The organism is Microbacterium protaetiae (genome assembly GCF_004135285.1).
GTDB classification, from domain to species: Bacteria; Actinomycetota; Actinomycetes; order Actinomycetales; family Microbacteriaceae; genus Microbacterium; species Microbacterium protaetiae.
Genome location: NZ_CP035494.1, coordinates 2382694 through 2404715 on the forward strand (window position 1 = coordinate 2382694; position 22022 = coordinate 2404715).

The 22022-nt window shown below is 69.3% G+C and carries 25 protein-coding genes; 19 read left to right on the forward strand and 6 right to left on the reverse strand.

Features of this window, described 5'->3' with window-relative positions; genetic code table 11:
- Positions 1–117 precede the first annotated feature (117 nt).
- The 7 genes from ET475_RS11110 to ET475_RS11140 all read left to right on the forward strand — a co-directional run bounded on the left by ET475_RS11110 (position 118) and on the right by ET475_RS11140 (position 4473).
- Complete coding sequence (locus ET475_RS11110) at positions 118–684, forward strand: RNA polymerase sigma factor (RefSeq protein WP_129389964.1); 567 nt, start codon at positions 118–120, stop codon at positions 682–684.
- A complete protein-coding gene (locus ET475_RS11115; protein WP_129389967.1) occupies positions 681–1304 on the forward strand; it encodes an Asp23/Gls24 family envelope stress response protein in 624 nt (207 codons plus the stop codon). The genes ET475_RS11110 and ET475_RS11115 overlap by 4 nt, the downstream gene beginning before the upstream one ends.
- Positions 1301–1633, forward strand: a complete 333-nt coding sequence (locus ET475_RS11120) for a hypothetical protein (RefSeq protein WP_129389970.1) — start codon at positions 1301–1303, stop codon at positions 1631–1633. Before ET475_RS11115 ends, ET475_RS11120 begins: the two co-directional genes overlap by 4 nt.
- Before the next feature lie 91 nt (positions 1634–1724).
- Positions 1725–2201 (forward strand): DUF2975 domain-containing protein, encoded by a 477-nt coding sequence (locus ET475_RS11125; RefSeq protein ID WP_129389973.1) that lies wholly within the window; start codon positions 1725–1727, stop codon positions 2199–2201.
- Positions 2201–2410: a helix-turn-helix domain-containing protein gene (locus ET475_RS11130; protein WP_129389976.1), complete on the forward strand. Its 210-nt coding sequence runs from the start codon at positions 2201–2203 to the stop codon at positions 2408–2410. Before ET475_RS11125 ends, ET475_RS11130 begins: the two co-directional genes overlap by 1 nt.
- 264 nt (positions 2411–2674) lie before the next feature.
- Positions 2675–3394 (forward strand): VIT1/CCC1 transporter family protein, encoded by a 720-nt coding sequence (locus tag ET475_RS11135; RefSeq protein ID WP_129389980.1) that lies wholly within the window; start codon positions 2675–2677, stop codon positions 3392–3394.
- 101 nt (positions 3395–3495) lie between these two features.
- Positions 3496–4473 carry an SGNH/GDSL hydrolase family protein gene (locus tag ET475_RS11140; protein WP_165310885.1) on the forward strand — a complete coding sequence of 326 codons (978 nt, stop codon included), beginning with the start codon at positions 3496–3498 and terminating at the stop codon, positions 4471–4473.
- A gap of 9 nt (positions 4474–4482) precedes the next feature.
- On the opposite strand, the gene ET475_RS11145 is transcribed toward ET475_RS11140, so the two are convergent.
- From ET475_RS11145 to ET475_RS11165, 5 genes are read right to left on the reverse strand one after another with little or no spacing between them, the layout of a single operon-like run.
- On the reverse strand, positions 4483–5025 hold the full coding sequence (locus tag ET475_RS11145; protein WP_129389987.1) for a GNAT family N-acetyltransferase: 543 nt from the start codon (positions 5023–5025) through the stop codon (positions 4483–4485).
- Positions 5022–6068, reverse strand: a complete 1047-nt coding sequence (locus ET475_RS11150; protein WP_129389989.1) for an LLM class flavin-dependent oxidoreductase — start codon at positions 6066–6068, stop codon at positions 5022–5024. The genes ET475_RS11145 and ET475_RS11150 overlap by 4 nt, the downstream gene beginning before the upstream one ends.
- A 9-nt stretch (positions 6069–6077) precedes the next feature.
- Complete coding sequence (locus tag ET475_RS11155; RefSeq protein ID WP_129389992.1) at positions 6078–6833, reverse strand: amino acid ABC transporter ATP-binding protein; 756 nt, start codon at positions 6831–6833, stop codon at positions 6078–6080.
- On the reverse strand, positions 6830–7579 hold the full coding sequence (locus tag ET475_RS11160; RefSeq protein WP_129389995.1) for an amino acid ABC transporter permease: 750 nt from the start codon (positions 7577–7579) through the stop codon (positions 6830–6832). The genes ET475_RS11155 and ET475_RS11160 overlap by 4 nt, the downstream gene beginning before the upstream one ends.
- 4 nt (positions 7580–7583) lie before the next feature.
- Positions 7584–8432 (reverse strand): transporter substrate-binding domain-containing protein, encoded by an 849-nt coding sequence (locus tag ET475_RS11165; protein WP_129389998.1) that lies wholly within the window; start codon positions 8430–8432, stop codon positions 7584–7586.
- A 302-nt stretch (positions 8433–8734) separates the two neighbouring features.
- Here ET475_RS11165 and mvk point away from each other — a divergent pair, with 302 nt between their 5' ends.
- The 12 genes from mvk to ET475_RS11225 all read left to right on the forward strand — a co-directional run bounded on the left by mvk (position 8735) and on the right by ET475_RS11225 (position 20690).
- Complete coding sequence (gene mvk / locus ET475_RS11170; RefSeq protein ID WP_129390001.1) at positions 8735–9736, forward strand: mevalonate kinase; 1002 nt, start codon at positions 8735–8737, stop codon at positions 9734–9736.
- Entirely contained in the window at positions 9733–10701 is a 969-nt protein-coding gene (gene mvaD / locus ET475_RS11175) for a diphosphomevalonate decarboxylase (RefSeq protein ID WP_129390004.1), read from the forward strand. The genes mvk and mvaD overlap by 4 nt, the downstream gene beginning before the upstream one ends.
- Complete coding sequence (locus ET475_RS11180) at positions 10698–11786, forward strand: phosphomevalonate kinase (RefSeq protein WP_129390006.1); 1089 nt, start codon at positions 10698–10700, stop codon at positions 11784–11786. The genes mvaD and ET475_RS11180 overlap by 4 nt, the downstream gene beginning before the upstream one ends.
- 11 nt (positions 11787–11797) lie before the next feature.
- Complete coding sequence (gene fni / locus ET475_RS11185; protein ID WP_129390009.1) at positions 11798–12889, forward strand: type 2 isopentenyl-diphosphate Delta-isomerase; 1092 nt, start codon at positions 11798–11800, stop codon at positions 12887–12889.
- On the forward strand, positions 12879–13928 hold the full coding sequence (locus tag ET475_RS11190; protein WP_129390012.1) for a hydroxymethylglutaryl-CoA reductase: 1050 nt from the start codon (positions 12879–12881) through the stop codon (positions 13926–13928). The genes fni and ET475_RS11190 overlap by 11 nt, the downstream gene beginning before the upstream one ends.
- Positions 13925–15094: a hydroxymethylglutaryl-CoA synthase gene (locus tag ET475_RS11195; protein ID WP_129390015.1), complete on the forward strand. Its 1170-nt coding sequence runs from the start codon at positions 13925–13927 to the stop codon at positions 15092–15094. The genes ET475_RS11190 and ET475_RS11195 overlap by 4 nt, the downstream gene beginning before the upstream one ends.
- Positions 15095–15206: 112 nt before the next feature.
- A complete protein-coding gene (locus ET475_RS11200) occupies positions 15207–16439 on the forward strand; it encodes an LCP family protein (RefSeq protein ID WP_129390018.1) in 1233 nt (410 codons plus the stop codon).
- 47 nt (positions 16440–16486) lie between these two features.
- Positions 16487–17275, forward strand: coding sequence for a sulfite exporter TauE/SafE family protein (locus tag ET475_RS11205; RefSeq protein ID WP_129390021.1), 789 nt, complete (start codon positions 16487–16489; stop codon positions 17273–17275).
- A gap of 751 nt (positions 17276–18026) precedes the next feature.
- Positions 18027–18473 carry an FAS1-like dehydratase domain-containing protein gene (locus ET475_RS11210; protein ID WP_129390024.1) on the forward strand — a complete coding sequence of 149 codons (447 nt, stop codon included), beginning with the start codon at positions 18027–18029 and terminating at the stop codon, positions 18471–18473.
- Entirely contained in the window at positions 18470–18934 is a 465-nt protein-coding gene (locus ET475_RS11215; protein WP_129390027.1) for a MaoC/PaaZ C-terminal domain-containing protein, read from the forward strand. The genes ET475_RS11210 and ET475_RS11215 overlap by 4 nt, the downstream gene beginning before the upstream one ends.
- A 56-nt stretch (positions 18935–18990) precedes the next feature.
- Entirely contained in the window at positions 18991–20127 is a 1137-nt protein-coding gene (locus ET475_RS11220) for a UDP-N-acetylmuramate dehydrogenase (RefSeq protein WP_129390030.1), read from the forward strand.
- Positions 20128–20387: 260 nt separating this feature from the next.
- Entirely contained in the window at positions 20388–20690 is a 303-nt protein-coding gene (locus tag ET475_RS11225) for a putative quinol monooxygenase (RefSeq protein ID WP_129390033.1), read from the forward strand.
- A 10-nt stretch (positions 20691–20700) separates the two neighbouring features.
- Here ET475_RS11225 and ET475_RS11230 read toward each other — a convergent pair whose 3' ends face one another.
- Positions 20701–21900: a pyridoxal phosphate-dependent aminotransferase gene (locus ET475_RS11230; RefSeq protein ID WP_207205340.1), complete on the reverse strand. Its 1200-nt coding sequence runs from the start codon at positions 21898–21900 to the stop codon at positions 20701–20703.
- Positions 21901–22022 lie beyond the last annotated feature (122 nt).

The following is a 22022-nucleotide window of genomic DNA, read 5'->3' on the forward strand; positions in this document are numbered from 1 at the left end:
ATCGCACAGAACCCCCGACCGGGGGTGTTCTCGTGAGGGATGCGGGGGACGAGGCGGCGATCATGAGCCGCCCTTGTCCCCCCGGGGAGAGCGGGATCGCATGCAGAGGTCAGGGGGATGACCGGTGACCGATTTCCGAGCGCTCTCGAGCGCGCGGATGACTTCATCGTCGCCGGCCGCGCCGCCGACGGCGACATGGCCGCGTTCGGGGTGCTGGTGCGCAGGTACACACCCATGATGCGGGCGTACAGTCGCCGCATCCTGAATGCCTCCGCCGACGTGGATGATGTCGTGCAAGAGGCATTCGTGACGGCATGGCAGCGGCTGCCTGAACTGGATGACCCGGCCAAGGTCAAGAGCTGGCTGATGCGCATCGTGAGCCGTAAGGCCGTCGACCGCATCCGTGCCTCACGCCCGCAGAGCGACATCGATGATCTGGATCATCCGGCGCCCGCGCACGCCTCTCCCGCACGCATCGCCGAGACGCATGCTGGAGTCGAGGCGTTGCGTCTCGTGCTGCAGGAGTTGCCCGACGAGCAGCGGCAGTGCTGGGTGCTGCGCGAGATCGCCGGATACCCGTACGACGAGATCGCCGAGCAGCTCGAGCTTCCGCTCTCGACGGTGCGCGGCCTGCTGGCTCGGGCGAGAAAGTACATCATCATCCGGATGGAGGAGTGGCGATGACCGCAGAACGTCCGGATCCCCGACGGCTGGGCGTGGAGCCCGGCGACCTCGACGGCCACACCATCGAGGAACTCACCGACTATCTCGAGGCCGGTCGCTCGCCGTCCGATCCGTCCATCGAGCAGTCCGCCGGCTGCCAGCTCGCGCTCGAGGCGCTCGAACGGCTGCACTCGCTGACACCTGAGCTGATGGCAGCGGATGCCGCGGCCGAGCCGGCTGCCGACGAGAGCTGGGTGCAGAAGATCCTCAGCGGCATCGCCCTGGACGCCCGGGCCGGGCGACGCATTCCCCTCACCCCGCCGGCCCCGGGTGCCGAGATCGCTCTCACCGAAGGCGCTGTGCGCGGACTCGTGCGGGCAGCCGAAAACGCGATTCCAGGGGTGCTCATCGGACGCTGTCGCCTCAACGGCGATGTGACGACCCCCGGTGCGCCGGTGCGCATCGAGATCGATGCCAGCGTGCCGTACGGCGAGCCGCTTCCACGGCTGGCCGATCGGCTGCGCGACGAGATAGCACGGCGACTGGCGGTGCACACCGAGTTGAACGTCACCGGAATCGACATCAGGATCCACGACGTGCAGCTCATCGTGCCGGCGGCCGACGAGGAGGACGAAGGATGACCACGGAAGACAGCGCGGTGCTCGCAGCGGCCGTCGAGGCGGCTGCGCGGGCCGTCACCGGTGTCATCACGCTGTATCGGCCGGGGTCGCTGGCGGCGAACCTTCTCGACGCCGGCGCCGAGTTGCTGGGTCGGTCGCCCTCGCTGGTGGCGATCGACGAATCCGGGGGCGAGCTGCGCGTGCGCGTGGCCATCGGCGTGCACGCCGCGCAGGGCGCGCCGCAGACGGTTCGTGCCGTGCACGACGCCGTGCGGGCTCTGCTGGAGCCGCGGCATCCCGATGCTCAGATCGAGGTGACGGTCGTGCACATCATGGACGCCACCGCGTAGGCGGCGCGACTCCGCAGAACGGGATGCGCGGCGCGAAAGCATAGGCTATCGTTTCTCGATAGATAACGCTCGAGAGACGATAGGGATCATCATGCGCGATGTGGCCGTCATCCTCACGAAGGCGCTCATCGTCGTGTTGTTCGCGGCGCTGCTGGTCTGTCAGATCGTGCTGCTGCCTGTGCTCGCGGGCGACGTCGCGCATGATGCCCCCGAGTTCGCGGGCCTGCAGGTGCCGGGAGTCGTGCTCACCGTGCTGCTGCTGGTGTGTGTCGAGGTGATGCTCGTATGCGTGTGGCGGTTGCTGTCGATGGTCGCTGAAGACAGCATCTTCCGACCCGCGGCGTTCCGGTGGGTCGATGCCATCATCATCGCGGTACTGGTGGCAGTCGTGCTCGTGGTCGCAGGCATGATCCTCATCGACCGGGCGGGCGCCGGAACGCCGGTGGCGCTGATCGGCGGCATCCTGGCGATCATCGTCGGCCTGGGCATCGCGCTGGTCGTCGTCGTCCTGCGCGAGCTGCTGCGCCAGGCCGTGCAGCTCGAGCAGGACATGTCGGAGGTCGTGTGATGCCCATCATCATCGACCTCGATGTGCAGCTCGCGCGCAAGAAGATGAGCGTGAACGAGCTCGCCGCGGCCATCGGCATCACGGCGGTGAACGTGTCGGTGCTCAAGAACGGGCGCGCCAAGGCCGTGCGCTTCACCACCCTCGACGCCATCTGTCGCGTGCTCGAATGCCAGCCCGGCGACATCCTGCGCTGGGAGCCGGGACCGTGAGCATTGTGCCGGGGGCGCGCTCATCGCGGCGTATGGCGCTGACACGGCGTGCGGCGAATTCAGTCGTCACGAATGGCCGCCTGACTGCCCGAAAAGTGGTCATATGTGACGACTGAACGAACAATGCCGCGACCGCGCGGCGACCGTTCATCGCCGCGGCGCCGCCCCGCGGCATCCTCCCGCAACAGCATCCCCCGCAATAGACCCGCAACAGCATCCCCCGCAATAGACCCGCAATAGCATCCCCCGCAATAGATTGGTCGGGTGACGGACACTTCTGGGCGCGGCCATGCCGACGAGCCGCACGCCCCGGGCCTGGCACAGCGACTCAATTGGCTGCGCGCGGGTGTGCTCGGCGCGAATGACGGCATCGTCTCGACGGCCGCTGTCGCGGTCGGGGTGGCCGGGGCGACGGATGCCGTAGGCCCGGTCTTTCTCGCCGGCGCGGCCGCCCTCGTGGGCGGGGCCATCTCCATGGCGCTCGGGGAATACGTCTCGGTCTCCAGCCAGCGTGACACCGAGCGGGCGCTGATCGCGAAGGAGCGCGGGGAGCTCGCCGATGACCCCGAGGCCGAATTCGAAGAGCTCGTGGGGCTGTACGAACAGGAGGGGCTGTCGCACGAGACCGCGCGCACGGTGGCGAGGGAGCTGACCGAGAAGAACGCTCTGCGGGCACATCTGTCGATGGAACTGAACATCGACCAAGACGACGTGGTCAGCCCGTGGCATGCCGCGCTTGCCTCGGCAGTGTCGTTCACGGTCGGCGCGATGCTGCCCGTGCTGACGATCCTGCTCACGCCACCCGCGGTGCGGGTCGCGTGGACCTTCGTCGCGGTGCTGCTCGCGCTCGCTGTCACCGGCCACGTCGCCGCGTGGATCGGCGGAGCCGTGCGCTGGCGATCGGTCGTACGCACCGTCATCGGGGGCGCGCTGGCGCTGGCCGCCACCTTCGCCGTCGGCACGCTGTTCGGCGGGGTGGGCTGATCGCGGCGATATCGGTGGCACAGCCCGCGCGGGCCGAGCGGGGCATAGCCTGGCCTCGGGGGCAGAAGATGGGCACACAACGCACGTGGCCGGGTCGCAGGATGCCGCAGCCCCGCGCCGATTCCGAGCGCCGCCGGGCACCGACGGCAGTGTTGCGCCTCGTGCGCGCCGTGACGATGGTTCTGGGCGCCGCCGCCGGTCTTCTCGCGGCGGTCGCGGCGATCACGACCGCCGAGGGACTTTTCGCGCGCGAGCGACTCGCGCCCACGCGCCTGGGTCCGATCAAGCCGCGCAGTGGAAGATTCGGCGTGCACCGTCCCGGAACACCGCTGCAGCTCGGGATGATGGGCGACTCGCTGGCTGTCGGCTACGGAGCTTTCGATCCCGAACAGACGCCGGGCACGCTGCTGGCGATGGGCCTGGCCGACGCGGCCAATCGCCCGGTCGAACTGACGAACGTCGGAGAGGTGGGCGCCGAGGCGACGGCGCTGATCGCACAGCTCGCGACGCTTCTCGACGAGCAGCCGGCGCTCGACGTGGTCGTCATCGTCATCGGGGCAAACGATGTGATGCGGCTCAAACGGCTCACCGATGCGCTGTGGCCGCTGTCAGAGACCGTGCGGGAACTGCGCCGGCGCGGAGTGCAGGTGGTGGTGGCGACGTGCCCCGACCTGGGAACCGTGCAGACGTTCTCGCAGCCGCTGCGGTTCTTCGCGCACTGGTCGAGCCGCCTGACCGCGACCGGTCAGGCGATAGTGGTGCTGCGCGCCGGCGGCCGGACGGTCTCGCTCGCCGACACGCTCGGACCGCTGTTTCGCCGGACTCCCGAGGAGATGTTCTCGACGCACGACCATCTGCACCCCTCCGACGCGGGCTATCGCGCGGCAGCGCGGGCGATCCTGCCGAGCGTGTGCGCGGCCGCCGGCTATACGCGCCCGCAAGACGCGCATGTGCCGCACCGTGTCTACCGCAAGGGCAGCCGGCATCCCCTCGCCTGGCTGGCCTTCCGCGCGTCGCGTCGCGTCGGCGCACGACTGACAGCGTCCTCCGGCGTGCGGGCGCAGGCGCCGACAGCCTGAGCGGTCACGTCATTCCGCCACGCCGCTGCGCGCCGGCTGCGGCACCGGCGTGGTCGCGCCGAGACGGTAACGATAGGCGAGCAGATCGAACACCCGCTCGCCGCCGATCCAGAGCCCATCGTGCTCGGGCGCACGCTCGAATCCCAGCGCTTCGTACAGCCGGTGCGCGCCATGCATGTCGGGGCCGGTCTTCAGCGTCACATGCGCGTACCCGGCGGCTGCGGCATCCCGTATCACCTGCTGCATCAGGGCGGCAGCCACTCCCTGCCGCCGAGCGGTGGGAGCCACACCGAGCAGGCGCAGATCGGCATCGTCATCGCCGAAGTCTTCGTGCAGCACCGGGCCACCGCGCCGGCGCACCGTCACGCTGCCGACCACCGCTCCGTGCTCGTCGACGGCGACCAGAACGTCGTAGTCACGTGCACGGACGGCCGAGCGATGCATGTCGTCGTGGTGCTCACGCGGGCCGTAGTCGTGTGCATATGCGTCGTCGATGACACGGTCGATCTCCTCGAACTCCTCGGGCCGGGCGCGGCGCACCTGCACACTCATGCTGCCTGCTCACGGCGCTCGGCAGCCGGCGCCCAACCCAAGGCCGGGCCGACCCGGGTGGCCAGCTGATGCAGAATGTGCTTCCAGTCTTCGAGTTCGAGCTCGAACGGCAGCTCGAACAGGTAGTCCTCCGCCGCACGGAAGGCGGCGTCGGCCCGGATCACCTCGACGATCTCGTCGGTGGAGCCCAGGATGTCGAGCGCGATGATCGTGTTCTTGCCCTGGATCTGCCTGGTGCGCGGGGTGCGCCGTTGCACGTACTCCCGGTATCGCCGCAGCTGCGAGCCTGTGGCAGCGTCGGTGGGAACGGCCACCCGGGCCACCGTGGCGTGCGCTTGCTCGCCGGCGGGGTGGTGCGCGCGGAAGGCATCGATCTGCCCGCGCTGCACGCGGGCGAAATCCGTGTCGCCGTCGGCGGTCGTGCTGATGTTGCTCACCAGCCAGTTCAGCCCGGCGTGCCCCGCCCATTCGGCCGACCGCAGCGATCCGCCGCCGTACCAGAGGCGGTCGGCCAGCCCGGGACTGTGCGGTTCGACACGGTCAGAGTCGAAGTCGCCGCCGATGCCCTGATACGGCGGGATCTCGCGCACGGCGCGCCCCGCCAACAGTTCACGCAGCAGCTCGATGCGGCCGTACCCGTAGTCCTGCTCGCGCCATCCGCGGTCGAACACGATGTCGTTGACATCATCGGCGAACTTCGGCGGATGCACGCTGAGGCCGGGCTGCAGGCGACCGCCGCTGAGAACATCGACGGTGGCCAGGTCTTCGGCCAGCCGGAACGGGTTGTCGTGCCCGACCGGGATGACGGCGTGGCCCAGCTTGATGCGCTCGGTGTGCTGCGAGATGGCGCCGAACAGCACCGGCGACGACGAGACGCCGTGCTGCAGGTGGCGGGTGCGCAGCCACCCGCTGTCCAGGCCCAGCTCTTCGGCATAGCGGAACAGCTCGATCGCATTGTCGAGCCCCTCGCGGGGTGAATCACGGTCGAACGGGGCGATGTGCACGAAGCCGAGGCTGCGTACCGGGCGGGGCGTGTCTGTCATGTCGAACTCCTAGATCTGGTAGGTGCCGTGTGCGTGGTGGTACTCGCGCAAGAAGCCGCGAGTGCGGTCGGATGCCGCGGCGCCGAAGAACTCGGCAGGTGCGGCGTCGTCGATGATCCGGCCGCCTTCGAGGAACACGATGCGCTGGGCCACCTGCCGCACGAAATGCATCTCGTGCGAGACCAGCACCATCGTCTGACCCTGTTCGGCGATGCTGCGGATCGTGGCGAGCACCTCGCCGACGAGTTCCGGGTCCAGGGCCGAGGTCGGTTCGTCCAGCAGCAGCACCTCGGGCTGCATCGCGAGCGCACGGGCGATGCCCACCCGCTGCTGTTGCCCGCCCGAGAGCTGACTCGGGTACTGGTCGGCGTGGGCGGCCAGCCCGACCCGGTCGAGATGCTCGAGCGCGAGCCGCTCGGCATCGCGGCGGTCGATGCCGCGCACCACCCGTAGACCTTCGGCGACGTTCTCGGTCGCCGTCTTGCGGGCGAAGAGGTGGAACTGCTGAAACACCATGGCGGTGCGCCGACGCAGCTCGCGGATCTCGCGTGCGGTGGCTCGTGTGGTGTCGACTCTCAGGTCGCCGATCGTGATAAAGCCGGCCTGCGGGCGCTCGAGAAGGTTCACGCAGCGCAAGAGCGTCGATTTGCCGGCGCCCGATGACCCGACCACAGCGGTGACGGCACCGGGGGCGAACTCGAGGTCGAGACCGTCGAGCACGCGTCGCTGCCCGAACGTCACCTGCAGGCCGCTGACGCCGGTCATGCCGCCACCTCGACGGGGGAGGGATGCCGCGTGACCCGGCGCGTCGGCCGGGGTCGCAGCATCCGCTTCTCGACACGTGCCGTGATCTGCTCGATCACGACCGTCAGCGCCCAGTAGATGATCGCCGTCGCCAGATACGCCTCGAAGTAGCGGTAGTCGCGCCCGCCGAGGATCTTCGCATATGCGGTGACCTCGACGACCGACACCACGAACGCCAGCGATGAGGCCTTGAGCATTCCGATGAACTGGCTGACCAGCGTCGGGAATGCCACGACGGCCGCGTGCGGGATGATCACCCGCCGCAGCGTCTGCCATCCGGTCATGCCCAGCGCGTGCGCCGCCTCGATCTCACGCTTGTCGACCGACAGCAGCGCGGCGCGGATCGTTTCGGACCCGTACCCCGCTTCGTGCAGGGCGAAGGTGAAGGTCGCGATGAGAAAGGGCGAGAGCGCCAAAGCGTCGAAGTCGGTACCCAGCCAACGGTTGCTCAACAGAATGAGGATGGGCGCCGCGTTCACGTTCAGCAGCAGCTGCACCAGGGCCGGCGTGCCGCGCAGGTACGACACCAGCACAGCGTTCAGCTGCGAGAGCACCGGCACGCGCCCCATCTTGATGAGGGCCATGACGAGGCCGATGATCACTCCGAGCACAGTGGCCGCGATGCTCAGCAGCAACGTGACCGGGATGTACGGGATCAGAGCGAGCGTGTACCGCAGCAACGCTCCAACGTCGACGATGTCGTCCATCGGGTCACTGCTTGGGCGTGAGGTCGAGCCCGAAGAACTTCTCGCTGAGGCTTGTCAGCGTGCCGTCGGCGTTCAGCTTCTGCAGCGCGCCGTTGATCTCCGACTCGATGGTGGTGGCGTTCTCGGTATGCCGTGAGACCGCGAACGCCGACTTCAGGCTCGTGCCGTAGGTCGATTCGAGATAGTCGCCGTCCAGCGGCACGAAGGTGAGGCCGAGCTTGGCGGCACCGTAGCCGTCGAAGACCACGCGCTCGGTGAAAAGAAAGTCGACGGCGCCGGCGGCGAGGTTCTTGTACTGGGTCTGCAGATCGGCCTCGGAGTAGGTGATGTCGATGGTGTGGCCCGGGTTCGCGTCGTTGTACTGCTCGAGCACGCGGGTGAAGTTCAGACCCGCCTGACCGTAGGTCTTCTTGCCGGCCAGGTCGTCGATCTTCGTGATGTTCGTCAGGCCGCTGTCGGGCCGAACCCCGACGCCGAACTGCGCCTGCAGGTACGGGTCGGTGAAGTCGTACTTCTCGCGACGCTCGGCCGTGGCCGACAGGTTGTTCGCGACGATGTTGTACCGCCCCGAGTCCAAGCCCGCGAAAAGCGCGTCGAACTCGGCGACCTGAAAGTCGAACGACACATCAGGCAGCAACTTGTCGACGGCGCGCAGCACCTCGATGTCGTAGCCGGTGAGCTGGTCGTCGTCATCGAGATAGGTGTACGGCTTGGGATTCGCACCGGTCGCCACCACGACCTTCTGCACGCCGGGCTCGGCGTCGGCTTCGGCTCCGGATGCCGCGCACCCGGCCATCCCCATCGCGGCAACGACCAGGCTGCTGGCGATCAGGGTGCGGCGAATGCGTGACATGGCTGTCCTCTCGAAGGGCGCGTGGTGCGCGATGTGATCAGAACGCTAGAAGCCGCGCCGACGAACCGGCGAAATGTGCGACGCTCTCTTACCCAGAGTGACGAAGTGTGTCGCGGCGCCGACGCTTCGGCGTCGGGCGATGCTCGGCCGGGACACAGCCACGACCGGTCGGTCATGGATAAAATCGAACGTTGGCACGCGCACGCGTGCCCGCGAGCAGAGCGGCCGGATCCGCAGCGTGCGCCGCACGCTCGCCCACGATCCTGCTGCGCGCCCGTGTTCCAGACCTCAGGAGACGACACATGGCCGGCGTGACAGGTCGCGTCTGGGAACCGTCGACGCGACCGGCCTCGACGATCGGTGCGGCGCCGGCCGAGGCCACGGCCACCGCTCATGCCAAGGTGATCCTGCTCGGCGAGCACGCCGTCGTGCACGGTGCTCCGGCCATTGCTCTGCCGGTTCACGGCCTCGCGCTGACCGCCACCGTCACCCGCACCGACCGACCGCTGTGGATCGACTCGGTGCTCTACCGCGGTCCGATCGCCGCCGCCCCCGAGCTGCTGGCGGCACCCGTGACGGCCATCGTCGAGACGCTGCGCCACGTCGGTGCGCCGGCGACCGGGCGTGCGGTGCGCATCGACGGCGAGATCCCCGCCGAACGGGGGCTCGGCTCGAGCGCGGCGGTGGCGGCGGCGATCGCCGCGGCGGTGGCACGCAGCTGCGGCGTCGAACTCGATGCCGCCGAGCGCTTCGCCCTCATCCAGGCCGCCGAGCGTGTCGCACACGGCACGCCCAGCGGGCTCGATGCCCGCTCTGTCGTCTCCGACACGCCGGTGTGGTTCCAGGCGGGCCAGGCGCGCGAGCTGCCCTCCGCCCTCGGCGGCGTGTTCGTGATCGCCGACACCGGGCTGCGCGGCCGCACCCGTGAGGCCGTCGCCGGCGTCGCCGCGCTGAAGGCGGCCGAACCCGACCGGGTGGCCGGCATCCTCTCCCGCATCCAGGAGTGCACCCAGGCCGCCGTCGACGACCTCGCCGGCGACGACCGTGCCGCGCTCGGCGCGCGGATGAGCCAGGTGCACGCTCTGCTGCGCGAGCTGACCGTCAGCAATCCGCATCTCGACCGCCTGGTCGCCTCTGCCGAGGCCGCGGGCGCCCTGGGCGCCAAGCTCACCGGCGGCGGGCGCGGCGGCTGCGTGCTCGCCCTGGCCGAGACGGCGCAGAACGCCGAGACGATCGCGGCGGCGATGCGCGAGAACGGCGCCGAGCGCACATGGATGCTGCGCCCCGAAGAGACCACTGCATGAGCACCGCCGTCGCCCACCCGAACATCGCCCTCGTCAAATACTGGGGCAAGCGCGACGACTCGCTCATCCTGCCCCTCACCGGCAGTCTCTCGCTGACTCTCGACGTGTTTCCGACCACGACCACCGTCGTCGTCGACCCGCACGCCGAGGCCGATCAGATCGTCTTCGACGCAGCACCGGCCACCGGCTCGGCCGCCGCCCGCATCACCGCCTTCCTCGACCTTGTGCGCACCCTCGCCGGCACGAACGCCCGCGCCCGCGTCGACACGCGCAACTCCGTGCCCACCGGCGCGGGGCTGGCCTCGAGCGCGTCGGGCTTCGCGGCGCTCGCCGTCGCAGCCGCCGACGCCTACGGCCTCACCCTCGACCAGAGGGCGCTGAGCAGGCTGGCTCGCCGCGGCTCGGGCTCGGCGTGCCGCTCGATCATCCCGGGAGCGGCCATCTGGCATGCCGGCCTCGACGATGCCACCTCGTTCGCCGAACACGTCGACGGTCCCGACCTCGGCATGGTGATCGCCGTGGTGGATGCCGGAGCCAAGGCTGTCTCGAGCCGCGAAGCCATGCGTCGCACCCGCGACACTTCGCCGTATGCCGACGCATGGGTGCACGCGGCCGAGGCCGACCTCGCTCTCATGCAGCAGGCTTTCGCCGCCGGTGATATCGGCATGATCGGCGAGGTGACCGAATCCAACGCGCTGCGCATGCACGCGGCGATCATGGGATGCCGCCCGCCGATCCGCTACCTGGCGCCGCAGAGCGTGGCCCTCTTCGACGCCGCCGCCCGCCTGCGGGCGCAGGGTCTGCAGGCGTACGCCACCGCCGACGCCGGGCCCAATGTCGTGTTCGTCTGCCCGGCCGGCGAGGTCGATGCCGTGCGCGAAGCGCTGACCGCCGACATGCCGGGCGAGCGACTCATCGCCGCCCGTGCCGGGGCCGGCGCCCACCTCGTCGAGGTGACGGCATGATCCGCGAGCAGGCGCCCGGCAAGCTGTTCATCGCGGGCGAGTATGCGGTCGTCGAGCCGGGGGAGCCCTCGGTGCTGGTCGCCGTCGACCGCCACATCACCGTCGAAGTCGAACCGGCCGACACCCGCGGCAGCATCTCTTCCGATCAATACGGTCGCGCCCCGCTGCTGTGGACGCGCGACGACGGCGTCGTCGTGCTCGACCAGGACCACGCGCCCTATGACTACGTGCTCTCGGCACTGGGCGCCGTCGAGCAGCTCGCCGCGGCGCGCGGCATCCCGCCCCTGTTCTGCGACATCCGCATCTCCAGTCAGCTCGACGACGTGTCGGGGCGCAAGTTCGGTCTCGGGTCGTCGGCGGCGGTCACCGTCGCCACGGTGCGTGCGCTCGACCGGCTGTACGGCCTCGAGCTCACGCCGATGCAGCTTTTCAAGCTCGCCCTGATAGCGACCGTGCGCGTCTCGCCGGCCGCCTCGGGTGGCGATGTCGCCGCCAGCGCCTTCGGCGGCTGGATCGCCTACAGTGCCCCCGACCGCGCGTGGGTGCGCAGCGAGGCCGAGACGCAGGGGGTCGCTGCGCTTCTCGACCAGGACTGGCCGGCGCTGTCGGTGCACCGCCTGCCGGCCCCCACCGGCCTGCGGCTTCTGGTGGGCTGGACCGGACAGCCGGCCTCGACCGAGCGTCTGGTGGGCAGCGTGCAGCACCGCAAGCCTGCCGGCGAGAGCCGGTATCGCGAGTTCGTCGATGACAGTCGCGCGGCCGTCGAGCAGCTCGTCGACGCGCTGCAGCGGCGCGATGCCGCAGGCACTCTGCACGCCATCCGGCTTGCCCGCACGGCCCTGGGCGATCTGGCCCGGCACGCCGGGTTGCAGATCGAGACGCCCGCGCTGACGGCTCTGTGCGAAATCGCCACCGCGGCCGGGGCCGCAGCCAAATCGTCGGGTGCCGGTGGTGGTGACTGCGGCATCGTGTTGGCCCCGCCGGAGGCCGACATCCACCGAATGCTGACAGAGTGGGAGCTGAACGACATTCGCCACCTCGATCTGAAGGTGTACGACGTTCAGGGGGCCATTCGTGAGCAGTGAGCGCAGCAGCGATGAGTAGCGGGCGTAAAGACCAGCACGTCGACCTCGCCGACGCACAGCAGCAGGACCGCCCGGCGCACAACGACTTCGACGATGTGCGGTTCGTGCACCACGCGCTGGCCGGCATCGACCGCGAGCGGGTGAGTCTTTCCACCGCGTTCGCGGGGATCGACTGGCCGGTGCCCCTCTATGTGAACGGCATGACCGGCGGCAGCGCGCGCACCGGTGAGATCAATCGCTCGCTGGCGATCGCCGCCCGAGAGACCGGCGTTCCGATCGCCACCGGCTCGATGAGCGTCGCGCTGCGCGATCCCGACATGATCGGCACCTTCCGGGTGATGCGTGACGAGAACCCCGGCGGGTTCGTGATGGCCAATCTCAGCGCCGATGCGACGCCCGACGATGCCGCGCGCGTGGTCGATCTGCTGCAGGCAGACGCTCTGCAAGTGCATCTGAACAGCGTGCAAGAAACGGTCATGCCCGAAGGCAGCCGCGACTTCTCGGCCTGGCCGGGCAATCTGGCGGCGATCGTCGAGCGGCTCGAGGTGCCGGTGATCGTCAAAGAGGTCGGTTTCGGCCTCAGCCGCCCCACGCTCGAACGTCTCGCGCAGCTCGGGGTCGCCGTCGCCGACGTCAGCGGCGCCGGCGGCACCGATTTCGCGCGCATCGAGAACGCGCGGCGCGCCGAGAACGACTATGCGTTCATGACCGGGTGGGGGCAGTCGGCCGTGTGCAGTCTGCTGGATGCGGGGGATGCCGCGCCCGGCGGCATCCCGGATCTTGTGGCATCGGGGGGCGTACGCACACCGCTCGACGTGGTGCGCGCGCTGGCGCTGGGTGCGCACGCGGTGGGCGTGTCGGGTGTGTTCCTGCACGCGGTGCTGCGCGGTGGAGAAGACGCGCTGATAGCGCGCATCGGCGCCTGGCTGGAACAGATCGCCCAGCTGCATGCGCTACTGGGGGCATCCACTCCGGCCGAACTGGCGCGCACCGATCTGCTGCTGCGCGGCGATGTGCGTGAATTCTGCGAGCTGCGCGGTATCGACGCGGCCGCCTTCAGCCGGCGCGGTGAGCGCCACACAGGGAGTTCAGATGAGGGATGACACCGTCAGCGCGGCCCCGGTCCCGCTCAAGTGGGTGGGGCCGATCTCGATCAGCGGCAACGTCATGAGCGGGCTGCACGAGGTGCCGCTGGCCACCTATGAGACGCCGCTGTGGCCGTCGGTGGGTCGCGGGGCGAAGATCTCCACGCTCTGCGAGCGCGGCATCGTCGCGACTCTCATCGATGAGCGGATGGCCCGGTCGGTGCTGTTCGAGGCAGATGACGCCGGCACCGCATTGGCGGCCGTGCAGGCGCTCGATGCCCGCCGCGACGAGCTGCAGCAGGTCATCTCGCGAGCCAGCCGGTTCGCCAAGCTGCTCGATCTGCACCACCAGATCGTCGGCAATCTGCTGTTTCTGCGTTTCGAGCTGTCGACGGGGGATGCCTCGGGTCACAACATGGTCACCCTGGCCGCCGACAAGCTGATGGACCACATCCTGTCCACGATCCCCGGCCTGCGCTACGGGTCGATTTCGGGCAACTACTGCTCCGACAAGAAGGCCACCGCCGTCAACGGCATTCTCGGGCGCGGCAAGAACGTCGTCACCGAGCTGCTCATCCCGCGCGAGGTGGTCACCCGTCGGCTGCACACCAGCCCCGAGGCGATCGCCGAGCTGAACGTGCGCAAGAACCTGATCGGCACCATCACCGCGGGCGGTCTGCGCAGCGCCAATGCGCACTACGCCAATATGCTGCTGGCGTTCTACCTGGCCACCGGGCAAGATGCCGCCAACATCGTGGAGGGCTCGCAGGGCATCACGCATGCCGAAGTGCGCGGCGGCGACCTGTACTTCTCGTGCACGCTGCCCAACCTCATCGTCGGCACCGTCGGCAACGGGAAAGACCTCGCGTTCGTCGAGCAGAACATCGCACGGCTCGGCTGCGCCGACGACCGGGAGCCGGGAGAGAACGCCCGCCGACTCGCGGTGCTGTGCGCGGCCACTGTGCTGTGTGGCGAGCTGTCGCTCATGGCCGCGCAGACCAATCCCGGCGAGCTGATGGCCGCCCATGTGAACATCGAGAGGAAGAACGCACGATGACGATCGGCATCAGCGACCTCGCCTTCGCCACCGCCCACCAGGTGCTCGACCTGCAGCAGCTGGCCGATGTGCAGGGCATCGACGTGGGCAAGTTCTACATCGGCATCGGGCAGAGCCAGATGAGCGTGCCCACCGCCGACGAAGACATCGTGACGATGGGCGCCGAGGCGGCCGCGCAGATTCTCGCACGGCACGGATCCGACGGCATCCGCACGCTGCTTTTCGCCACCGAGTCGGGCATCGACCAATCCAAGTCGGCGGGCGTGTTCGTCCACGGCCTGCTGGGCATGGGTGAGCATTGCCGTGTGGTCGAGCTCAAGCAGGCCTGCTACTCGGCCACGGCGGCTCTGCAGTTCGCCCTGGGCATCGTCGCCCGCGATGCGAGCGAGAAGGTGCTGGTGATCGCCAGCGACGTCGCCCGGTATGCGCTGGATTCCAGCGGCGAACCCACCCAGGGCGCCGCAGCGGTCGCATTTCTGGTCACCGCCGACCCCGCTCTGATCGAGATCGAACCGGTCACCGGACTGCACACCGACGACATCCACGACTTCTGGCGGCCGAACTACCTGTCAACGGCGCTGGTCGACGGCAAGTACTCGCTGGCCGCGTACCTCGGGGCCCTGGAGGGGGCATGGAACGAGTACCAGTCTCGCGGTGGCTTCGCCTTCGCCGAGATGGCGAGGTTCTGCTATCACCAGCCGTTCACCAAGATGGCGGTCAAGGCGCATGACCGGTTGTGCAAGATCGTGGGCGCCGACCTCGACAAAGATCAGCGCCTGGCGCAGATCTCCGCGAGCCTGGAACTGAACCGCCGCACCGGCAACAGCTACACGGCATCCATCTATGTGGGCCTGCTCTCGCTGCTTGAACATGACGATGCCGACCTCGCCGGCGAACGCATCGGGTTCTTCAGCTACGGCTCGGGCAGTGTGTCGGAGTTCTTCACCGGTGTGGTGCGCCCCGGTTATCGCGAGCTGCTGCGAACGGCACGGGATGCCGCAGTCCTCGACAACCGCCGCCCCGTCGACTACCCGCGCTACCGTGCCCTGCACGAGAGCGTCGACGCGGTGCAGGGCGCCGACTTCGAGACGGCCGCCGAGACCACGGGCCCGTATCGGTTCGCCGGTGTCGTCGACCACGTGCGCCGGTACGAGAAGCTCGGCTGATTCTGAGAGCATCCTGACGCTGCATCAAGGCCTGGTCCCGTAGAATTCCGATGCGCCGCGGGGTCGCGGCGCAGCATCCCCCTCGCTCTCAGACTCGCCGAGAGGACCGGCCATGAGCCCGAAGACCCCCCGCGCACCTCTTGCGCGCCACGGGCGTCTTCGCTCGCCCCACCCCATCGCGCAGATCGCCACGATCATCGGCGCGGCCTTGGCCGTGGTGGTTCTCGGCGTGGCCGGCACCGCCGCCTTCGCCGCCTGGAACGCCACCGATCTGGTGCACGAGAACGCCATCACGCTCGAATCCAGCAAGCCGCTGCCTCCGACGATCGGCGAGATCGAAGGCGGCGTGAATCTGCTGCTGGTGGGCACCGACTCGTGCGAAGGGCAGGACCTCACCCTCTTCCCGCGCTGTGCGCACGACGACGGGGGTGAGCGCAACGACGTCACGATGCTCATCCACATCGGCGACAACCCGCGGCGGGTCACCGTCGTCTCGTTCCCCCGCGACATGATCGTGCCCATTCCGTCGTGCCCGTCGGCCGATGGCGGGCGCTACTCGGCCATGAGTGCGCAGATGCTCAACGTCTCGTACAGTTACGGTGGCCTCGCCTGCACCGCCCTGACGATCCAGCAGCTGACCGGGGTCGACATCCAGTTCGCCGCGGCCATCCGCTGGACCGGAGTGATAAACATGTCGGATGCCATCGGCGGCGTTAAGGTGTGCGTGGCCGGTGACATCAGTGACCGCAACACAGGGCTGCATCTGACGGCGGGCGAGCACACGCTCAAGGGCGCGCAGGCGCTGCAGTTCCTGCGCATCCGCCACGGCATCGGTGACGGGTCCGACCTCAGTCGCATCTCGAACCAGCAGCAGTTCATGTCTTCCCTGGTGCGCAAGCTGCAGTCGGGCGGGGTGCTGGGCGACCCGACCAAGCTGTTCGCACTGGCAACGACCGCACTGCAGCAGGTGTCGGACAAGCAGCTTGTGCTCGATGAGAACCTGTCGAACCCCACGCGCATGGTGCAGATAGCGATGGCGCTGAAGTCCGTGCCGTACAACGACATCGTGTTCGTGCAGTATCCGACCTCGTACGACCCTGCCAATGCATCACGGGTGCTGCCGATCTATGAGTCGGCGCAGACCCTGTTCACCGCACTCAAAGAGAACAAGTCGCTGAACCTGACCGGCAAGGCCAGCCCCGCCGACGGGGTGGAGATCACTGAAGACGGCACCCCGAGTGCGAGCGCCAGCCCGTCGCCCGACTCCGATGCCGTCGATCTGCCCTCCAGCATCACCGGCACGACGGCCGCCCAGACCACCTGCACGGTTCCGGACCATCAGTGATCCGGCCGGCGGGCACCGGGTGCGGTGCACGGTAGATTCATAGGACGATGACCACGAATCCACGCACGCCCCGAGCCGTTCTGCTGTACCTGGTCATCGGGTTGGCCGCCGGTCTGCTGTCGGGTCTGTTCGGTGTCGGTGGCGGAACCGTCATCGTGCCCCTGCTGACCTTGTTGGGCGGTTTCGAGCCGCGCCGGGCGGCCGGCACCTCGCTCGCGGCCATCGTGCCCATCGCGACGATCGGGGTGATCTCGTACGCGGTGCACGGCGCAGTGGCCTGGATCCCGGCGCTGATCCTGGCGGCGGCCGCCGTCGTCGGGGCGCAGCTGGGCACCTGGCTGCTCGCCCGGCTGCCGGTCGGCGTCGTGCGCTGGGCCTTCATCGTGTTCCTCGCCGTGGTCGTCGTGGGCCTGTTCTTCGTCATCCCCTCCCGCGACGCGCATCTCGAGCTGACCGTGCTGTCGACCCTTGCGCTGATCGCGACAGGTGTGGTCACCGGCATCCTCTCGGGTCTTCTCGGGGTGGGAGGTGGGATCATCGTGGTTCCCGCGCTCATGCTCGGCTTCGGCGTGAGCGACCTTGTCGCCAAGGGCACCTCGCTGCTGACGATGATCCCCACCGCGATCTCGGGCACGGTCGGCAACATCCGGCGCAAGAACGTCGACCTGGTCGCCGCCGCCTGCGTCGGCCTCGCGGCCTGTACGACCACGGCGCTGGGCGCCTGGCTGGCGACGCTGCTGAACCCGCAGCTGGCCAACATTCTGTTCGCGCTCTTTGTGGTGTTCATCGCCGTGCAGATGGCGGTCAAAGCGGTGCGCGGGCGGCAGAAGGTCTGATCGCCCAGCCGCGGGGGCTGCGCTGCGCGGCATGGCGCGCAGCGGGCGGCGGCCTGCGCGCAGCGCGCGGCGGGCGGGCGCGCCGTGCCGCGCAGCGCGCGGCGGCCTGCGCGCAGCGCGCGAGGGGCGGGCCGTGCGCGCCGCCGCGCGAGACTCAGCTCAGCGCGCGAGACATAGCGCGTTGCGAGGTGTTTCGCGCGAAAGCATGAGTCTCGGGCCCGGTAGGGCGGGGAAGTGTCGATGGTGGGCGTGGGTGTCGTCTGCGAGACTCACCCTGGCGCGGGGCGTTGTGCGCGAGACTCAGCTCAGCGCGCGAGACTCACCCTGGCGCGGGGCGTGGTGCGCGAGACTCAGCTCAGCGCGCGAGACATAGCGCGTTGCGGGGTGTTTCGCGCGAAAGCGTGAGTCTCGGGGCCGGTAGGGCCGGGAAGTGTCGGTGGTGGGCGTGGGCGTCGTCTGCGTGACTCACCCTGGCGCGGGGCGTATTTCGCGAGACTCAGCTCAGCGCGCGAGACATAGCGCGTTGCGAGGTGTTTCGCGCGAAAGCGTGAGTCTCGAGGCCGCGCGTCGCGAAAGCGCGAGTATCGGGCCGCGCGTCACGAACCCAAGCGCCCCGTAGCCACACGCCTGCGTCTGGGCGGGGAACGCGCGCCTTCCGACCTGCGCGCCGCGGCCCCACCCGCGGCATCCCCGCAATTCGCACGGCTCCGGTCGCTCAGCCCTCGCGTGCGCTCCTCGGTAGGATGGCCTGGTGCCCGTGAACCCCGATCTGGTTGGCCGTGCCTTCGCCCCGACCGTCCCCTACCTCGTGGGTCGCGAGAAGGTGCGCGAGTTCGCGCGCGCCGTCTTCGCCACCGACCCGCAGCACACCGACCCTGCCGCGGCGCGCGCGCTCGGCTACGCCGACGTGATCGCCCCGCCCACGTTCGCGATGGTGGTCCAAGACCTCACGCTGCAGCAGCTGCTGGCCGAGCCCGATTCGGGCATCGCGCTGGAGCGCACCATTCACGCTGAGCAGCGCTTTCGCTACACGCGCCCGATCGTCGCCGGCGACGAGTTGACCGCCCAGCTGTCGATCACCGGCGTGCGCGCTGTCGGCAAGGGTGCGATGGTCACCAGTGAGGCAGAGATCCGGGATGCCGCAGCCGCGCACGTTGTGACCGCGACATCCATTCTGCTGATCGGGGGAGACGAATGAACCCCGCGACACCTCCACACGCCGCTGGCGCGTCATCCGGCGCCGCCGGGCACGGGGATGCACAGCTCGCCGTCGGCGATGTGGTCGCCGAGCGCACCGTGCACCTCGAGCGCGAGTCGCTCGTGCGTTATGCGGGGGCCTCGGGTGACTTCAACCCGATCCACTACCGCGACGATGTCGCCGAGCGGGTCGGTCTTCCCGGCGTGCTCGCGCACGGGATGCTGACCATGGGCCTGGCCGTGGAGACGATAGTGCCGTGGCTCGGCGATGCCGGCCGCATCCTCGAGTATGGCGTGCGCTTCACCCGCCCGGTCGTCGTCGACGCCGAGAGCGGCGCCGACGTGACAGTGGTCGCCAAGGTCGGCGCCGTCGACGAGGAGTCTGCCCGCATCGATCTGACCGTCACCTGTGCCGAGGTCACCGTGCTGGGCAAGGCCCAGGTGCGCGTGCGCGTGCCCTGACATGCCGAAGCGAACACCGTGCCCTGACATGCCCGAAGCAAACACCCTTCCCTGACATGCCCGAAGTGACTCCCCTTCCCCTGGCGCGGCTGACCACCCTGCGCACCGGCGCGGCCCCCGCGCGCATGTACGACGCGCACACTACTGCCGAGCTCGTCGACGCGCTGCGCCGGGTGTGGGACGACGGCGACGAGTGGTTCGTCATCGGCGGCGGGTCGAACCTGTTGGTGGGCGATGAGCCGTTCGAGGGGAGCGTCGTGCGCATCCTCACCCACGGGATCGAGCCGGTCAGCGGCGCCCGCGACGGGTATGCGCGACTGCGCGTGCAGGCCGGGCAGAACTGGGACGAGCTTGTCGCCTTCGCCGTGGAACACGGGCTGGCCGGAATCACGGCACTGTCGGGCATTCCCGGCACGGCCGGCGCCGCTCCCGTGCAGAACGTCGGCGCGTACGGCCAGGAGATCGTGCAGACCCTCGTCGAGGTCGAGCTGCTCGATGAAGACACCGGCGAGGTCTCGACGGTTCCGGCATCCGAACTCGAGCTCGGTTTTCGCACCTCGGTGCTCAAGCACCACTACGGGTCGGTGGCGCGCCGCCGCGCGGTGATCGTGTCGCTCACGCTGGAACTCGCTGAATGGGGGGATGCCGCGGCCCCGGTTCGTGGCGAGCAGCTGCGTACCGCGCTCGGCCTGGCGCCCGACGACGCGGTCACACTGGCGTGGGTGCGCGAGCGCATTCTCGACATCCGCGCCCGCAAGGGCATGGTGCTCGATGATGCCGACCCTGACACGCACAGCGCCGGCTCGTTCTTCCAGAACGCCGTGGTCTCGGCATCGTTCGCCCGCACCCTGCCCGACGCCTGCCCGCGCTGGCCGATGGCGCCCGATCCGGCGCCCACCCGCGTCATCCCGCTGGACTCGTATGCCGGACTGGCGCCGATGGCGCCGCTGCCCGAGCCCGAGGTGAAAGTCAGCTCGGCGTGGCTGATCGAGCATGCCGGGTTCGGCAAGGGCTTTCGACTGCCGCGCTCGCGCGCGGGCCTGTCGACCAAGCACGCGCTGGCCCTGACCAACCGGGGTGGGGCGACGGCGGGCGAGGTCGCCGAACTCGCCCGCTACATCCGGCTACGCGTCAGCGCCGAGTTCGGCCTGATCCTGCAGCCCGAGCCGGTGCTGGTGGGCGTCGAGATCTAGCGCGGCGCAGCGTCCTCGCGTCGCCGCCGCGGCCGGGTCGGACCCGCCGCCGGGTCGGACCCGCCCCCGGCGAGGAGTCGACCCGGGCCGGAACCGCCGCCGGGCCTGACCCGCCCCCGGCGAGGAGTCGACCCGGGTCGGAACTGCGGCTGGCCTGACCTGCCCCGGCGAGGAGTCGACCCGGGCCGGAACCGCCCCGGCCGGGGATCGAACAGCCCGGAACCGCCCCGCGCCGAGCGGCGTCTCATACCCTGGTGAGTATGGCCGAGGCACCAGCATCCATCGTCCGAATCACTTCTCTGCGCGCCGTGCCGGGCGAGCGGGCCGGACTTGTCGCGGCCGCGCACGAGAATGCGAGCGCCGCGCGTGCGGCAGAGGGATGCCGCAGCGCCGAGGTCTGCGAAGACTCCAGTGACCCGCAGGCTCTGGTGGTCATCTCACGGTGGGAATCCGAGGCAGCGTTGCAGGGCTTTCTCGCCTGGCATCGCGGCATTGCGCACGCGAGCCTGGCCGACTATGCCGCCGCCGCGCCGGTGGAGCGGCATTTCGCGGTCGTCTCCTGAGGCGGCTCGCCTAGGCGAACAGCTTCTGCAGGCGCTGCACGCCCTCCAGCAGCTGGTCGTCGCCCAGCGCGTACGAGAGGCGCAGGTAGCTGCTCGGCCCGAACGCCTCGCCCGGTACGACGGCGACCTCAGCCTCGTCGAGGATGAGGTCGGCCAGCTCGAGCGAGGTGGTCGGGGTCTTTCCCGCCCAGGTGCGGCCGAGCAGTCCCCGCACATCGGGGTAGACGTAGAACGCACCCAGCGGCGTGGGCACTGCGACGCCATCGATCTTCGACAACTCGGCGACGATGAGCCTGCGGCGGCGGTCGAAAGACTGGCGAAACTGCTCCGCGGCATCCTGCGGGCCGGAAAGCGCCGCGATAGCTGCGCGCTGCGCGATGTTGTTGACGTTGCTCGACAGGTGCGACTGCAGGTTCGCGGCGAGAGTGATGGCATCGCGCGGGCCGACCATCCAGCCCACGCGCCATCCGGTCATCGCGTAGGTCTTGGCCACGCCGTTGACCAGGATCGTCTGGCCCGCGACATCCGGCACTGCCTCGACGATCGAGGTGGCCTTCGTGCCGTCGTACACGAGGTTCTGGTAGATCTCGTCGGTGATCACCCAGATGCCGTGCTCAACGGCCCACTGTCCGATCGCCGCGGTCTCCTCCCGCGTGTACACCGAACCCGTCGGGTTCGAGGGCGAGACGAACACCAGCGCGGTCGTCTTGTCGGTGCGGGCGGCCTCGAGCTGGGCGACGGTCACCTTGTAGTTCTGATCGGCACCGGCGAACACCTCGACAGGGATGCCGTCGGCCAGCGCTATCGCTTCGGGATACGTCGTCCAGTACGGTGCCGGCAGCAGCACCTCGTCTCCGGGGTTCACGACGGCCTGGAAGGCCTGGTACACGGCCTGCTTGCCGCCGTTGGTGACCACCACCTGCGCCGGGTCGATCTCAAGGCCCGAGTCGCGCAGCGTCTTCGCGGCGATCGCCTGCCGCAGTTCGGGAAGGCCGGCCGCCGGCGTGTAGCGGAAGTTCTTCGGGTCGCGCAGGGCGTCGGCTGCGGCATCCACGATGAACGACGGTGTGGCGAAGTCGGGCTCGCCGGCGGCATACGAGATGACGGGCTTGCCTTCGGCCTTGAGGGCCTTGGCCTTGGCGTCGACCTTGAGCGTCGCCGACTCGGCGATCGCGGAAAGTTTGCGGGACAGTGGAGCGCGTTCGGTCACCCTCTCAGGGTACGCGTCGCGCCCCCGCGTCGCCCCACGACGCCGCCCCCGCGACGGCAATTCGATATGGATTTTCCCAGACCACATCAAACCGCCGGCAAACTGATGTGGTTCAGGAAATT

Excerpts from the sequence above, each read along its gene's own strand:
- ET475_RS11140 (WP_165310885.1), top strand. The coding sequence starts at position 3,496 with ATGCCGCAGCCCCGCGCCGATTCCGAGCGCCGCCGGGCACCGACGGCA.
- ET475_RS11125 (WP_129389973.1), top strand. The coding sequence starts at position 1,725 with ATGCGCGATGTGGCCGTCATCCTCACGAAGGCGCTCATCGTCGTGTTG.
- ET475_RS11165 (WP_129389998.1), bottom strand. The coding sequence starts at position 8,432 with ATGTCACGCATTCGCCGCACCCTGATCGCCAGCAGCCTGGTCGTTGCC.
- ET475_RS11205 (WP_129390021.1), top strand. The coding sequence starts at position 16,487 with ATGACCACGAATCCACGCACGCCCCGAGCCGTTCTGCTGTACCTGGTC.
- ET475_RS11150 (WP_129389989.1), bottom strand. The coding sequence starts at position 6,068 with ATGACAGACACGCCCCGCCCGGTACGCAGCCTCGGCTTCGTGCACATC.
- ET475_RS11190 (WP_129390012.1), top strand. The coding sequence starts at position 12,879 with ATGAGGGATGACACCGTCAGCGCGGCCCCGGTCCCGCTCAAGTGGGTG.
- mvk (WP_129390001.1), top strand. The coding sequence starts at position 8,735 with ATGGCCGGCGTGACAGGTCGCGTCTGGGAACCGTCGACGCGACCGGCC.
- ET475_RS11225 (WP_129390033.1), top strand. The coding sequence starts at position 20,388 with ATGGCCGAGGCACCAGCATCCATCGTCCGAATCACTTCTCTGCGCGCC.
- ET475_RS11120 (WP_129389970.1), top strand. The coding sequence starts at position 1,301 with ATGACCACGGAAGACAGCGCGGTGCTCGCAGCGGCCGTCGAGGCGGCT.
- fni (WP_129390009.1), top strand. The coding sequence starts at position 11,798 with ATGAGTAGCGGGCGTAAAGACCAGCACGTCGACCTCGCCGACGCACAG.
- ET475_RS11155 (WP_129389992.1), bottom strand. The coding sequence starts at position 6,833 with ATGACCGGCGTCAGCGGCCTGCAGGTGACGTTCGGGCAGCGACGCGTG.
- ET475_RS11220 (WP_129390030.1), top strand. The coding sequence starts at position 18,991 with ATGCCCGAAGTGACTCCCCTTCCCCTGGCGCGGCTGACCACCCTGCGC.
- ET475_RS11180 (WP_129390006.1), top strand. The coding sequence starts at position 10,698 with ATGATCCGCGAGCAGGCGCCCGGCAAGCTGTTCATCGCGGGCGAGTAT.
- ET475_RS11145 (WP_129389987.1), bottom strand. The coding sequence starts at position 5,025 with ATGAGTGTGCAGGTGCGCCGCGCCCGGCCCGAGGAGTTCGAGGAGATC.
- ET475_RS11195 (WP_129390015.1), top strand. The coding sequence starts at position 13,925 with ATGACGATCGGCATCAGCGACCTCGCCTTCGCCACCGCCCACCAGGTG.
- ET475_RS11115 (WP_129389967.1), top strand. The coding sequence starts at position 681 with ATGACCGCAGAACGTCCGGATCCCCGACGGCTGGGCGTGGAGCCCGGC.
- ET475_RS11130 (WP_129389976.1), top strand. The coding sequence starts at position 2,201 with ATGCCCATCATCATCGACCTCGATGTGCAGCTCGCGCGCAAGAAGATG.
- ET475_RS11110 (WP_129389964.1), top strand. The coding sequence starts at position 118 with ATGACCGGTGACCGATTTCCGAGCGCTCTCGAGCGCGCGGATGACTTC.
- mvaD (WP_129390004.1), top strand. The coding sequence starts at position 9,733 with ATGAGCACCGCCGTCGCCCACCCGAACATCGCCCTCGTCAAATACTGG.
- ET475_RS11215 (WP_129390027.1), top strand. The coding sequence starts at position 18,470 with ATGAACCCCGCGACACCTCCACACGCCGCTGGCGCGTCATCCGGCGCC.
- ET475_RS11200 (WP_129390018.1), top strand. The coding sequence starts at position 15,207 with ATGAGCCCGAAGACCCCCCGCGCACCTCTTGCGCGCCACGGGCGTCTT.
- ET475_RS11160 (WP_129389995.1), bottom strand. The coding sequence starts at position 7,579 with ATGGACGACATCGTCGACGTTGGAGCGTTGCTGCGGTACACGCTCGCT.